9 protein-coding genes and 4 pseudogenes are annotated in these 13,039 nt (G+C 52.8%); 4 read left to right on the forward strand and 9 right to left on the reverse strand.

The annotated features are described in order from the left end of the window. Positions 1-133 precede the first annotated feature (133 nt). Positions 134-370, forward strand: a pseudogene (locus tag BLU15_RS38365) (transposase domain-containing protein); the annotation flags it as partial. Positions 371-387: 17 nt separating this feature from the next. On the opposite strand, the pseudogene BLU15_RS38370 reads toward BLU15_RS38365, so the two are convergent. The 9 genes and pseudogenes from BLU15_RS38370 to BLU15_RS38410 form a co-directional block, all read right to left on the reverse strand. After that, positions 388-780: pseudogene (locus BLU15_RS38370) on the reverse strand (transposase); the annotation flags it as partial. Between the two features lie 8 nt (positions 781-788). Beyond that, entirely contained in the window at positions 789-1,439 is a 651-nt protein-coding gene (locus BLU15_RS38375; protein WP_176960490.1) for a class I SAM-dependent methyltransferase, read from the reverse strand. A gap of 59 nt (positions 1,440-1,498) precedes the next feature. Continuing rightward, positions 1,499-2,545, reverse strand: coding sequence for a hypothetical protein (locus BLU15_RS38380; RefSeq protein WP_143034366.1), 1,047 nt, complete (start codon positions 2,543-2,545; stop codon positions 1,499-1,501). Between the two features lie 186 nt (positions 2,546-2,731). Beyond that, a complete protein-coding gene (locus BLU15_RS38385; protein WP_090302508.1) occupies positions 2,732-4,000 on the reverse strand; it encodes a KpsE/RkpR family capsule polysaccharide export protein in 1,269 nt (422 codons plus the stop codon). Between the two features lie 29 nt (positions 4,001-4,029). Beyond that, positions 4,030-4,683: an ABC transporter ATP-binding protein gene (locus BLU15_RS38390; protein WP_090302510.1), complete on the reverse strand. Its 654-nt coding sequence runs from the start codon at positions 4,681-4,683 to the stop codon at positions 4,030-4,032. A 3-nt stretch (positions 4,684-4,686) separates the two neighbouring features. Next, a complete protein-coding gene (locus BLU15_RS38395) occupies positions 4,687-5,901 on the reverse strand; it encodes a KpsE/RkpR family capsule polysaccharide export protein (RefSeq protein WP_090302512.1) in 1,215 nt (404 codons plus the stop codon). Positions 5,902-6,199: 298 nt separating this feature from the next. Next, complete coding sequence (locus BLU15_RS38400) at positions 6,200-7,174, reverse strand: glycosyltransferase family 2 protein (RefSeq protein WP_090302514.1); 975 nt, start codon at positions 7,172-7,174, stop codon at positions 6,200-6,202. After that, on the reverse strand, positions 7,171-8,295 hold the full coding sequence (locus BLU15_RS38405; RefSeq protein ID WP_176960492.1) for a rhamnosyltransferase WsaF family glycosyltransferase: 1,125 nt from the start codon (positions 8,293-8,295) through the stop codon (positions 7,171-7,173). The genes BLU15_RS38400 and BLU15_RS38405 overlap by 4 nt, the downstream gene beginning before the upstream one ends. A 407-nt stretch (positions 8,296-8,702) precedes the next feature. Next, complete coding sequence (locus BLU15_RS38410) at positions 8,703-11,111, reverse strand: hypothetical protein (RefSeq protein WP_143034367.1); 2,409 nt, start codon at positions 11,109-11,111, stop codon at positions 8,703-8,705. A 388-nt stretch (positions 11,112-11,499) separates the two neighbouring features. Between BLU15_RS38410 and BLU15_RS39795 the strand changes: the two are divergent. The 3 genes and pseudogenes from BLU15_RS39795 to BLU15_RS40545 all read left to right on the forward strand — a co-directional run. Beyond that, a pseudogene (locus BLU15_RS39795) lies at positions 11,500-11,628 on the forward strand (hypothetical protein); the annotation flags it as partial. A gap of 57 nt (positions 11,629-11,685) precedes the next feature. Then, a protein-coding gene (locus tag BLU15_RS38420; RefSeq protein ID WP_371590419.1) for an IS3 family transposase occupies positions 11,686-12,812 on the forward strand; the annotation gives its coding sequence in 2 pieces (ribosomal slippage) (positions 11,686-11,914 and positions 11,914-12,812; 1,128 coding nt in all). A gap of 35 nt (positions 12,813-12,847) precedes the next feature. Then, positions 12,848-12,949, forward strand: a pseudogene (locus BLU15_RS40545) (DUF6429 family protein); the annotation flags it as partial. Positions 12,950-13,039 lie beyond the last annotated feature (90 nt).

Here is a 13,039-nt window from a genome sequence, read left to right on the forward strand (position 1 = left end):
TCGCCGCAACCGGCTCCAACGCTGCGCAAGTTGAAAGCTTCGCGTTTCCGCCGGTTGCTCCCACCGCGCCACTTGGCGTATTCAGAACCGCGGGGACTTTAGTCGCAGCTGGATGAAAGTTCAGTGGCAGGTCAACTCCAACATCGTCGAGCGTGCCATCCGCCCCCAGGCAATCGTCCGGCAAAATAGCCTATTTGCCGGAAATGCCGGCGGCGGAAGAACATGGGCAACGCTCTCCACCCTCATCCAGACCGCCAAGATGAACGAAGTCGATCCACTGGCGTGGTTGACGCAGACGCTCGAGCGCTTCGCGGCCGGTTGGGCAGCGAGTGATATCGACGCATTGATGCCCTGGAACTTCAAGAAGTAACGGCCTCACGTCACCGCTTACCGCGCGATAGCGGTTACCGCGACTGTCTTTGCCTTGCCCGCGCTGATTAGCCGGCGATAACGCGTGCGAACCTGTCCCTTCCACGCTATGTCCCGGAGCACCTTCGGCGGGCCTACAAGGTTAGCCTGGATCGTCGGGCTCACGCGCGCCGAGTAGCGACATGTCCAAGCCCCTTCTATGAGTGCGCGGCGCGCCCGGATGTTGCCCGCTTTGGTGATCTCGCCACGTTTGATGCGTTCGCCCGTCGAGCTTTCTGACAGCACCAAGCCTAGATATGCCATTAGCTGACGAGGGTTATCGAAACGACGTACATCGCCGATTTCGACCACGAAGGTGACCGCTGTCATGAACGCCACGCCGCGCATTGCTTGGTAGGCAGCCACCACCGGAGGGTAATTCAGGGCTTCTTGAGTATAGAGACACAATCGAGTTCGGGAACCCCCCCCCAAGCGTGGATCGTCTGTTCAACGACGGCGAAACCAGCGCCCTCGGCAACTTCAGCGAACATCTTCGCGGACATATAGTTTCGCCAGTGAGGGCTGGCTCGGAAATCTGCATCGACACCGCGACCAGTAAAATTGGAATGATGAATCAGTGCATATCCACCCGATTTTAGAATCCTGAAAAATTCGGGAAGGTATGCCTTAATAATACGTGGCGGGAAATGCACCATACTGTCAAATGTGTAGAAAAACGAACAGTAATCATCAACTATATCACGGAGATCGTAGCCACTACATTCTTTTACATCTACGCGAACATTATCGGCATACTTCTTCCGGCAATAGTCCAGATTATGTTGGTTGACATCAATCATTGTGATGTGCCTGGCGAATGATAAAAGAAAGTCAGTGTTACGACCGTAGCCGCAGGCGAAATCAATAGTAGTGTCGTAGTTGATTGGGTGGCGCTGGCGGGCAGGCTCAATGAATTGGTCCCAGTGCAACTGCATGTCGCGCGCAGCCGCCCCGTGATACGCTTCGGCGACGTCTGCCCCCCAGAGGAGGCTGTTCTTCCTGACAAGGCTTTTAAGGTTGTTAAACAGCATGGATTCTCTCATAGTTTTGGGCAGGTCTGGAGGCGACTAGCACATTCAACGCACCGGACTCAATCTTTTGCACGTGCCCGGAACAAAGCCTTTTGGATAAAATGATAGAGAATTAAATCCGACTCCAACAGATGTGAAACCGAACCGATTTCTCTCAGAATGTCTGCGAGCTGATGTACCGCTTCGAGTTGAGGCCGCATATTCACCGACCCTTCGGGCAATCCGAGCAATTCGGCGATGTTCTTGGCATAGCTAGTGTCATCCTGCCCCGCATCAAAAAGCGTAAACTGCGACAACGCATCAAGCGCCCCAACGACAGAATCCAATCGGGCAGGTTCCGACGGATTCGCGGCCATTAGCTGTTGCGTGAAGGGTGACGACAATACTGAAAGTGTATCCTTCGGCGCTTGGCGGATCGCGCGGCGTACCGCTCCTTCGTCGCGAACATCGAGGCCGGCAAAACAGTCTATTACGGGACGAAATATTGTTTTATCTCGCTCGGGTACGAACGCGAATCTGTGCAGATTGTATCTACTGAACGTAATGAGCCGCAACGCAAGTTCGTAGAAAGGATCCCGTAATCCTATCATCGTGACGTCTATATTGTAATCGATATAGACCTGGTAGTTCTTTAATAAAATCCTCCCCGATACATATATCGACGGCTGATGAAGTATTTCCAGCATTTGTCGCACTGTTTCGAACCCATGGCGCTCGGCTCTATGCTCGAAAAATTGGAAGTGGGGTTTTAAGCTAAGATCCAATTCGCTGTGCGGAACATACGAGGTTTCCACACGAAGAACCTTCCGCGGAATGTTGTCAAGCGACGCGCGGCGATAGAAGATCAATCCGCTTTCGACGTCGGATATCTCCACCCTTTCAGCGGTACTGATCCCAGGCACATTGCTTTCACTGAGAATGAACGCAACGTTGCCGGTTTCGTGCAGTCCTTGCGTGTATGCACCCTCTACGTAAAGCCAACAAGCAATTTCCGTAGTACTGGACTCATTGAGTCGCACAGCGACTATCGGTTTTGTCGAGAAGCCATCCGGTACTAAGTAGCCGTGAATTTCCGATCCGGTATCTTGGTGCACGCTGAAGTTCATAAGGTTATGCTGAATCGTCCATTGGCATGACAAAATATACTCCAAGGCCACCACGGAGTACAAGGTTAGCGGCCGTAGATCCCTCGCTATCGATGGTCCTGGACGCGGTGTTGAGTTTTGCGGATTGAATGGACGTTCGTCGCCAACAGGCTCTTGCTGATAATGTCGCGTCAAACAGGGGTGGTGCTAATCTAGTTTGTTGCGACAGAATAATACGATCCCACACATAGTTCCGCTGACAGTTAACCAAAGAAGGCACCATAAAAACAGGGAAAGTGGCACGTTCGGGTATGTACTTTTGTCTGGGAGTGTAGGCTCCGTAAAGTTGTCTACGTAAACAAGCTGGAGCGAACTAACGAGCTTGACTTTCTCAAGTTCGCCAATTGCCGATCGAAGTTTATCTTCCCCGACCTTTAGATCGAGCTTGAGTTTGTCAAAAACACTTGAGTAGTCAGCCAGATTTCCGGCCTGTTCAAGCGAAGACCCTGCTGTTCGTTCCTTAAGCTGCCTTGCTTGCTCCGTGAGGGCTCTCAGTCGCCGATCCATGTCCGCCAGTTGTGGGGCCTTACTGCTGAGGCTCTGGCTCAACGCATCTCGGCGACTCTTCAATTGTGCGATGTTCGCTTCAAGCCCTGTCAAAACAGACGTGATACTCTCGGCCGACAGGTCGACGTCAAACACCCCGGTTCTATTCTGAGTATCCCTGAGATTTCCGCGTAGCACGGCAACCTCTGCTGTTGCGCTATCCACGTCCTTCTGTGCGGACACGAGAAGGTCATTCCACATGCCACTGCTAAGTCTGTTGATCTGTTCCTCTGATAGCCGCAGTATCAGTTTCGTCAGGTTATATGCTTCCGTTGGTGTGAAAGCGGTTACTTCCAATTCCACTATGCCGCTTTTAGGGTTGACAGATGCTGAATAACGGTTCTTCCAGTATTCGAGTGTGTCGTCTTGCGTCGCATCGTCGCCGAGCCTCGAAATGAAGTCGATGTCACCGCGACCGAAGACCTGTCCTAGGTTTGTATTCTTCTGGAGGTCCTGTACGATTGCGGGGCTGCCTAGATAATTAAGTAACACAGCCGTATCTTGAACCACTTTTGCTTTTGGTTCGACGGTATCGCTCGCGTATCTGTCGCGCGATAGGATGGGGGCTGATGAGCGAACAATGAATCGAACCTCCGATACAAAACCAGGGCTCGCTATGAACGCGTAGTAAGCAACCCCGCTGCCTACTGGCAGCACAAATGCCACGCCGATAACGAATGTTAAAATTATCGCGAATACACGGTCACGGGTACGGGGTGCAAGGCCTGCCAGGCGATACAAGTTTCGGCGACTTCTATTTTCGAAGGTCAACGCGCGAGCGTAGGAACTGAGAGCACCTGCGATTTTTTGGCTCCGCGCAATAATGGTTTGCGACTCCCCGGTCGGGGTGAGCTGGTTGTTGTCTGTCACGATCTTCTCCGATGTGCGACCATTGTTTGCTAACGATTAAGCCGCATATAGGCTGCTATGCCTTCTTCAACATTATCAAATTGCACCAACTGCCCATCAATCAATACCATCGCGACATCGCAGTAGTCCTTAATCGTAACCATATCATGGGAAATCATAATGACATCCGATTTGGCGCGACGTGCCTTAAACGCTTCCCGGCACCTCCTCTGAAAATTAGCATCGCCAACTGCAGTAATTTCATCCACCAAGTAGCAGTCAAATTCGATGGCCATCGAGAGACCAAAAGCGAAGCGTGACATCATGCCTGACGAGTAGGTTCGGAGCGGTTCGTTCAAGTAGCTTCCGATTTCGGCGAAATCCGCTACGAAACGTAGGACTCGATTGTGGTCCTCACCGTAAGCGCGGGCAACGAACTTGAGATTCTCTTTTCCGCTCAGCTGCGTATTTAGTCCATTGGCAAAACCCAGTGGCCAAGAAACTCGAACCTTGCGGTGAACGCGTCCCTTATTTGGGAGTTCAGCCCCGGCTATAAGGCGCATCGTGGTCGATTTTCCAGCGCCATTTACACCAAGAAGTCCGTATGAACGTCCTGCGGCGAAATCCACTGTCTGGTTTCGCAATATATAACGCCGATGGGCAGCAGTTCTGTAGAACTTTGTAACGTTCTCTAGCGCGATCATTCGTTAGATCCGATGGTCCTCAATCGACATCCAAATCAGTGTAGCAGTGGCCCAAAGGGTGAATAGGCCCGCCGTGAATATGATCCATTCAGAAAAACGATCCGGATATTCGGACTTTTCAGGCAATTCGGAGCTAGAAAATACAGCCATGAATGTCGTTCGTTTCAAAGCCGCCGATTTTGCCGTATCTAGATTGCGCACCGTCGCTTCGTAGAGCGCTTGCGTTACAATTCGGCGAGTTTCCAGGCGCGAGAACTCAGTTAAGCTGTTTGAAAGTTGCGTTTCGTTCGATGTGCCTTTTCCGGCGATGCTGTTTTGGCGAATATCAATCTGGTCATCAATTGCCTGAATGGATCGCCTCAATTGGCGCCCCTTAGCGGTATCGTCTGCCTTTGCGGCTTCTAGCGACTTCAGTGTAATGGTGAGTGCAAGCTTCTCCTCAATCAACTTCGAAATGATTGAACTTGCCATCTTGGCTGACGAAATTGGGTCCAAGACCCCCGTCTTGTTTTGGTAGTCGCGCAAGTCATCAAGGGCTTTTCGGTATTCTTCAAGGGCTGCCAAAACGTCGTGCTCGCTACGCGTAACGAGATCTTTCTTTGCTTTTTCAGATATTTTGTCGATCATTCCTCCGGCGGCAACCAAGGCAGCGGACGATATCGTCGCGGCGTCATCAGGAGAGAATGCGCGAACTGTAAAGATGATAATCCCTGATGGACCGTCGACATATGTGTCTACATGCTTGAGCCATTTCTCGTATAATTCTTCGAATGACGCGGTACTACTGAGCCGCGATAATGGGTCTATGCTATCCTTAGAAAAGAAGTCTCGGAGGTTTATCTGCTTATCTAGAGTCCTGGCTACCTGGGGAGACTTTAGATAGTTCGCCACGATATAGGAATCTTGCGTAAGTGAGTCACCGCCTATTATAGATCGCCCCTCACGTGTCTCCGAAACGTCAAACTGCTCGCTTACCCCGATTGTTCGCACAATCATACGTGTTTCGGAAATATACTGCCCACTAGCAATGAGAAAAAAATAGACTGCTGCAACCATACTTGGCAGGAAAACGAGGAAAATTAAGGAGTTTTTCTTTGTTAACAAAAGAGAAAAGGCTTTCTGATGTCGGCTCCTCTGGTTCGTCTCGCTGAGATACTCGGCCGATTCTTTCGCCTCTCTCTGGACGTCTAGTCCGGCATAGTCAACTTGCAGGCTCATGCTGTTTCCTGTTGGATGTAGCGGTGTCCGGCTCCGCCATCTTGCTCCCATAGTGCACTGAGTGAATGGCGTTGCAAGACGGGCATTGTTCCTACGATGGCACGCCGTTCTTTCGACGAGGCTCAAAACGTAGCTTTTATCATCAGGCGGCTATTTATGATAGATATGGATTTGGAGTATCGCGGCGGCGTGGACGGACTGCCGGCAACTAGTCGAGGCATACCAAAAGTAGACGCACTGCAGATTATCCAGCCATCAACGAAACCCGCGCCCCCTCCGCACATCAGTGAGAGACTGGTTATGCGCGAAACAGTCGAGTATCGAGCGATAGCCAAGTCGAGATCGGACCCGGAAGCCTCTCGTAATTTGCACCGAGGAAATGCCCGGATATAAGAGCCACCCTCTGCATAGCCCTTCTCACCCGATGCGCAAACGTGACTTCACCAAAGCGCCCATCTACCTCCTGGCGGAACGCTTCATTCACCAAACCGACGATCGATGCCGCTGCGTGGACCGGTCGTGACGAAAGTTTATAGCCAAAATACTTCTTGAAATTACGCGACTCGTCATAAGCTCGTTTTAGTTGCTCTAGGAATGCGTAATCATGCGAGTGACATACTATTGCATCGGGGGCGTAGGCCTTAAAATATCCGGCCTCGATGATTTCGCGCGCCCAAAGTTGGTCTTCTGCAAACTCGACGTCTGGATAGGGGATAGCTTCCCAAACTGATTTACGCATGAGCGAATTGTTATCGGAGTAGAAGTGCAAGAGCTGACGCCAGCGTTCGTCCGATTTGTAGCGAATTGGATCAAGGTCTCGATGTACGACGAGCGGATAGTTCAGGAATCCTTGGAAGTGTCGATCCAAATCCATCTTCACAAAGGGCGTGGCACACTCGTATGCAATGTGTCGACCGAAGACGCCAGCAATACGCGGGTCCTGTTCTAGTGCGTCGACAAGTTCGGTCAACCAAAACTCGTTCAAAGGTTCAGCGTCGTGTGTTAAGAATGCCACGAGATCGGCATCAGCTGCCGAGACACCTAAGTTTCGTGTCTTGCCATGACCGAATTCATGCGGCTCAATTTCTATCAGCCGTACTTGCGCTACGGTGCGTAAATATTCCCTAGTTCCATCGTTGGAACCGGAGTCGATGACTATTATCTCATAGGGCCATGGCGTTTGCTGTTTAAGTACTTTTGCGATGACTCTCGGCAAGCGCGCCATAGCGTTTTTCGTCGGAATGACTACTGCGCAACGATTAGACGCCATCATCTAGGTCCTTGTCTTAATGTGTGATCTACTCGTTCTCGTAGCGCAGCTTCGATAAGCCGAGCAGATTTTTCCCAAGATAGATCGCGGACATACGCGATGCCACCATCTTGTAGACGTTCGCGTTCCAATGGTTGCTGGAGTAAACGCTTTATTTCGGCGGCGATTCCCTCGGGCGTCGGGGCCGCAAAGGCCATAGCGTTGTCGGGAAAAATCGCTCTCACGGTCTCTAGATCAAGATCAATGACAGGCAAGCCGCAAGCCATCATCTCCTTGTTCACGAGAGAATGATTCGTGGCCGAAAACACCAAGCCGACTGTTGCGGTTCGGTATAGTTGAGCCAATTCTTTGCTCGTCAGAATCCCGTGGTCCCGATAGGGGAAGTCGACATTGAGTTTTCCCAACTTCCAACCGAAGAAATCGACCTCGAATTTCACACCTTCCTTCTGGAGCATCTCAAGCGCCATGAAGGCTAGCTCGACTGCGCGACGGGGGGTGACATAGCGGGCGTAGAGCGCGATGCGGTTCTCGTGTCTCTTGGCCTTGTTCGCGTTCATGTTGTAGATATCTGCATCATACGCGAGCGGCCAAGACATGGACCAGCGGCCGAACCGTTCGCTCATCAGTCGGTGCAGCCAATTTCCGGCGCAAAGGCAATCAAAATCAAAATGATAGGTCGCTTCTGTTAAGAGGGCCTCAGCGCCAGCTGGATAAAACGCAGGTTCGTAGTCCTGCACGAAGTAGAATCTACGTGTGAATTTTTGCATCGCGTTCACTGCATAACAAGTGAAACGATCGGTCGCAATTAATGCATCTCCTTCGGCGTCCGGGACCACGTCGTGGAACAATTCGACGGTCCCGCTGAACGGCTGAAAATGCCTGTTTATTGTCTCCCGTGCCGCTGCGCCGGATCTGTGAGCAGTTGGATTTTGCACGAAAAACCGCACTTCATGGCCAAAGCGTTCCAGATAGTTGGCTATCCGAAAAATGGTCATGTGCCCGCCGGCTCCCGGCACGAAGTCCGGAATAATCCAGGCGATGCGCAGTCTGGATAAATCGGCATCCGCAACAGGGGGGCTGCCACCGGATGGATCGTAGCTTACTAATTTATGGAGGTTCGCCACCCGCCGCTCGAGAGGACTCTTGCGGGAGCTCGGAGCTCTTAAGAGACGCGATATCCTACGCGCCACCGTGAATAGGGACACTGGTGATCTCCTCGTGGTAGTACTCGTGCCGGTTGAATTTTGAGCAAACATTCAGGTGGCAACACAGCTCAAGTCCAGAGCAGCGGAAATTGTCTAGCCGACGCGTACCAGAAACTCGAGCTGCGTTTGCCGCGAACGGTGGAAGTGTGTCAAGTCCGTGCTGGAGGCAGAGGTGCGAAAACATTCCTTGTGCAGCGGCGCCAAGTTTCCTGAGGCAGCGAGATCGGAGCGAGCTGCGTGCGCCGTTCGATTGTTGGATAGGCGGTTTCTCGTCCGTGCACACAGTCCCGGTGAGTCGAAAAAAAACAACTTCAGCCGCGCGTTGATTAATTGCCTAAGAGAGTCAGGATGTACGTCCGGATCGAGCCGGTCCTGTTCTCGATGTAAATATTTCCATCACTTGCGAACGATATTGTGAGATTTCCGTCAATACCGGTTGTCCCCGTCAAAATCCCAGTCGTCAGCGACACGTTGGCCGTGTGTGAAAGGCTAATGGGCGACGCGGACGGGTTCGCGGTTGCACGTCCCCATATCGATCCGGCAGGGTTTCCATTCGATGGTACGGCGGTTGGCGTTATGTGAAGGTTGCAAGTTTTATCACCTGAAGGCACGGCCACTACGCCTACGGCGTCATCTTCAAGGCTAACGCGTCGGCTATAGAATCCTGTCTCTGATGCTGCGGACTTCGCTAGATCGAACTTGATTGGAAATGTAATCCGACTTAAATCATCATGCATGCAAAAGAGGCCGTTCCCTCCGGCAAAATCCGCCTCATGAATAACATCGATCACTGCCCCATCGGTTGCTTTCAGCGCATATCGGCCCGATTTCACATAGGACCAACCTTCTATGTGTCCTGCGTTGAGGCGTATTCTGTGCGCTGCACCGCTAGCATATACAGCTTCTTCCGGTGATCTATTGCTTCGCATCTCGAGGTTAATTTGCGAGGCAACTGCTCCCCGCAGGCGGAAGGCGGCTCCCTCGCTGGGGGCGCCGTCTATACTGGAATTACACAGGTAACCCGTGACGGAGCCGTATGCGGAATAGTATTCTGACACGATCTCGATCGCTCCCCCACCAACGTCGGCATATGCGTTTGCGATATGGAAGTTTGCGAGGCCAGATCCGTCACCCTTAGCGTCTTCCGCATAAAACAAGCGCTTGTACCAGATCCCGAACGGATTAGTAATCATGAGGCCGTCCGCTCTGCGGACCTTGTAGGCCATGGCGTTGGCAATCGTGTAAGTCTTAACGTTATGATCCTGTGACCAATATGGCCACCAATGGTCACCATCCCAACGCTGAACGTCCGAAGAGCGTTCGCATTCATAGCCCAATATTAGGGGCTGCCCTCGCACCCGCCGCGTCTGAAGTAGGCCGGCAGAACGGACAATGGCAATCTTCGACGATGACAGGAAAATCATGTCTTCGAGATCAACATTGTATTCGACCCGCAGGTCGTGGGCAGCTGGCAAGGGTGTCCAGCCCGGTCGCGGCGGAGACTGATTTCGAACTACGCCCACTCCCTTCAGCCGAGCGAACTTCTTTGAAGCACCAATCTGATCATCGTCGCGGAAATAGAAACCTTCGTGCAGGTGATCGAGATAAACCCATGATCCGCCGTTTGGAAAGTTCGTGGCAAGCCCGACTGTAACATCTGCCCCATCTCCTTTGATAGTGATCTCACTCGGATAGTCGGTACGCGTTGTCAGACGGAACGCTTTGTTCGACGGCAAAAATGGAACTTTCATCGGTATTGTAAGTGCGACCGCGACCGCCGTTGTATCGTTCCATGCGACAGTATCATCGGCGCCGCTGCCGGACACAAAAGGAGTGGCGTCGCCCTTCGCGCCGAGCTGGAAGAGCGTTACCTCGTCTCCAGTAAATTCATACCAAACGAGTGTCCCACTCAGCGTAGTGATCGAAAGTGTGCCAGGATGCGAGGGTTGAAAATGGACCCTCTGATAAATGGCGCCCCCGCGGTCACCAGGAACAGCATATCCAGCGGTCCGAATGTAGTCCGGAGCGATCAGCGGATGAAAGGTCGAAATTGCCATGGCCCTGGAGGCTAGGTTAACGTCAGCACGCAGGCCTTGCTCCCGCGACGCGAGACCTGCTTGTTCGATGAATTCCGTGGCCGATATATTCGCGAGCCGACCATCTCTCCAACCAATGACATTACCGGTAGAGTCCGGCACGGGCAGTTTTTGCGGTTCCTGTCCGAGTTCAACTGTCACCGCACGATTGACATCACGCCGCAGTTCCTGTTGCGTGGCCGCGACTTGGGAAAGTTCTGTTTCAAGTGCCGTTACGTCAACGCTATTGCCGTGGCCGACGGCTTTAGAGCGTGCCGTAACTCGTTCCGAGGAAACGACGAACTCAGTTGTGTGTGTGACTGCGGATGGGAATGTGATCGTGAAAAAATCCAAAGGAAGATTTGAGGCCTTCCTCACGGTCACGGATACAGCGGTAAACTCTTTGTTCCCAGGCTGGCGCAGATAGACCTTTACATCTTCGATGTCGAAGATCTGAATGCTGGAGAATGGTCCGTAAACGGAACCGCCGTTGCCGACTAGGATATTGGTCTGTCGTATAGATTGGGGAATTGGATAAGTCGTTGCCGTCTGTGCTCGTCGGCGATCTTCGATGAACGAGGAGGAAAGTGGCGTGCCGTCGCTTAGCTGCGAGGCGCCGGCAACTCCCAATCCACCTTGAAGAAATGAACGGCGCTTCATAGCACAGCCTTTTTACAATTGATCGCATAAAGCCTATGGCGAGTTCGAGTCGATAGTACACCTGTCCACTGTGCCGTTTCGGCGAGCACCGAGGATCGAATTTTAGGATGAGAAAAGTTCCTCCAATCTACGGAGGGGATTTTCGGACTCGCGCTCCAGTGTTGTCTCCATTTGTGTTCTCAACGTTGTGCGCGGCGAAGGCGGACTTGATTTTCTCCTTTGTTATCTCCGTCGCTGATCCCGTTGATTCGAAACGGTCCACGGTTGAGAACGCTACTCCTCCATTTTCGGCCGAATCGCGAACGGACCATTTTAGGATAGCACGAGCGGCGTATCCATCCGAGCAGGGCCGCAGGATTTTGAGCGCCGCGCGTGGTAACGTGGGTTCATGGAGATCGATGAGGACAAGATCGACGATACGGTTTTGGCGCTGCTATGGCTGACGCTGCATAACGAACGCTGTGCCTGGAAGGGCTTCGACTGGGCAACGACGGATCGGCTTCACAAGAAGGGCTTGAATAGCCCCTAGATTTGTAGACGCCTTCTTTCCTAATTTTGAGGCAGGAAGAGCATCATGAGCAAATCGAATTTCAGCGAAGATTTTAAGCGGGACGCCGTGCGTCAGATCACGGAGCGAGGCTATCCGGTTGCGGAGGTTTCGCAACGTCTCGGCGTGAGCCAGCATTCCCTTTATGAATGGAAGAAGAAGTTTGCAGCGTCGAACGCCAAGGGCAACGACGAGGCCGAGGAGATCAGGCGGCTGAAGAAGGAATTGGCTCGCGTCACCGAGGAGCGCGATATCCTAAAAAAAGCGGCCGCGTATTTCGCCAGGGATGCAAAGTGAAGTACGCGTTCATTGCCCTGCATCGCTTGCAGTTTTCGGTGCGGACGATGTGCCGTCTCCTGCGGGTTCACCCTAGTGGATTTTACATCTGGCTGAAGAACCCGCTGAGCAGGCGAGCCAGCGAGGACAAGCGACAGACCGATCTGCTCCTGAAGGCATGGGAAGAGAGCGGCAAGGTCTACGGTTATCGCAAGCTGCACGACGACCTTCTCGATCAGGGAGAGATGTGCTGCCCGAACCGGGTCGCGCGCCTGACACGTCTCGCAGAGATCAAGGCGCAGATCGGCTACAAACGCCGTCCCGGCATCTATGGCGGCAGGCCTGCCGTCGCTATCGACAACACACTCGACCGGCAATTTGACGTCGCGGCTCCGGACAAGGCCTGGGTCACGGACATCACCTACATCCGAACCTGCGAGGGCTTCGCTTACCTTGCGGTCGTCATCGACCTCTATTCTCGCCGGGTCATCGGCTGGGCGATGCAGAGCCGACAGACCACGGACGTCGTATTGCAGGCTCTGCTCATGGCGGTGTGGAGGCGAAAGCCGAAGGACAAAGTGCTGATTCATTCGGATCAGGGTTCGCAGTTCACCAGCATGGACTGGGCCTCGTTCCTCAGGCACCACAATCTGGTTCACTCGATGAGCCGACGCGGCAACTGCCATGACAATGCGGTGGCCGAGAGCTTCTTCAATCTTCTGAAGCGGGAGAGGATACGTCGCAGGGTCTACCGTTCACGCGATGAAGCTCGCCAAGATGTGTTCGACTACGTCGAGATGTTCTACAACCCGAAACGCAAGCACGTCAGAAACGGAATGCTGTCGCCCGTCGAGTTCGAGAGGCAGCAGAAAATCTAACCCGGGGGTGTCTACGAAACTCGGGGCTATTCAGCTTGATCGGCGACCCGGTCAACAAGTCGAAGTCATTGATCCTGACCGATGAAGGCTTGGCGCGTTCGCAAGCGTTGTTCCGGGAGTTGTTTACGCGACGGTAATCCTCCCGTTTTTAACGGGGCGCTATTGTAGAATTCACGCGGCCATTTTCAGTTTCTGTGCGGGTGTGATGCCGCCGATGCCCATATTGG

It is taken from the genome of Ensifer sp. YR511, assembly GCF_900103045.1.
In the GTDB taxonomy this organism is placed as follows: Bacteria; Pseudomonadota; Alphaproteobacteria; order Rhizobiales; family Rhizobiaceae; genus Ensifer; species Ensifer adhaerens.

Coding starts and splice junctions, on each gene's coding strand:
- BLU15_RS38375 (WP_176960490.1), bottom strand. CDS start 1,439: ATGCTGTTTAACAACCTTAAAAGCCTTGTCAGGAAGAACAGCCTCCTC.
- BLU15_RS38380 (WP_143034366.1), bottom strand. CDS start 2,545: ATGAACTTCAGCGTGCACCAAGATACCGGATCGGAAATTCACGGCTAC.
- BLU15_RS38390 (WP_090302510.1), bottom strand. CDS start 4,683: ATGATCGCGCTAGAGAACGTTACAAAGTTCTACAGAACTGCTGCCCAT.
- BLU15_RS38395 (WP_090302512.1), bottom strand. CDS start 5,901: ATGAGCCTGCAAGTTGACTATGCCGGACTAGACGTCCAGAGAGAGGCG.
- BLU15_RS38400 (WP_090302514.1), bottom strand. CDS start 7,174: ATGATGGCGTCTAATCGTTGCGCAGTAGTCATTCCGACGAAAAACGCT.
- BLU15_RS38410 (WP_143034367.1), bottom strand. CDS start 11,111: ATGAAGCGCCGTTCATTTCTTCAAGGTGGATTGGGAGTTGCCGGCGCC.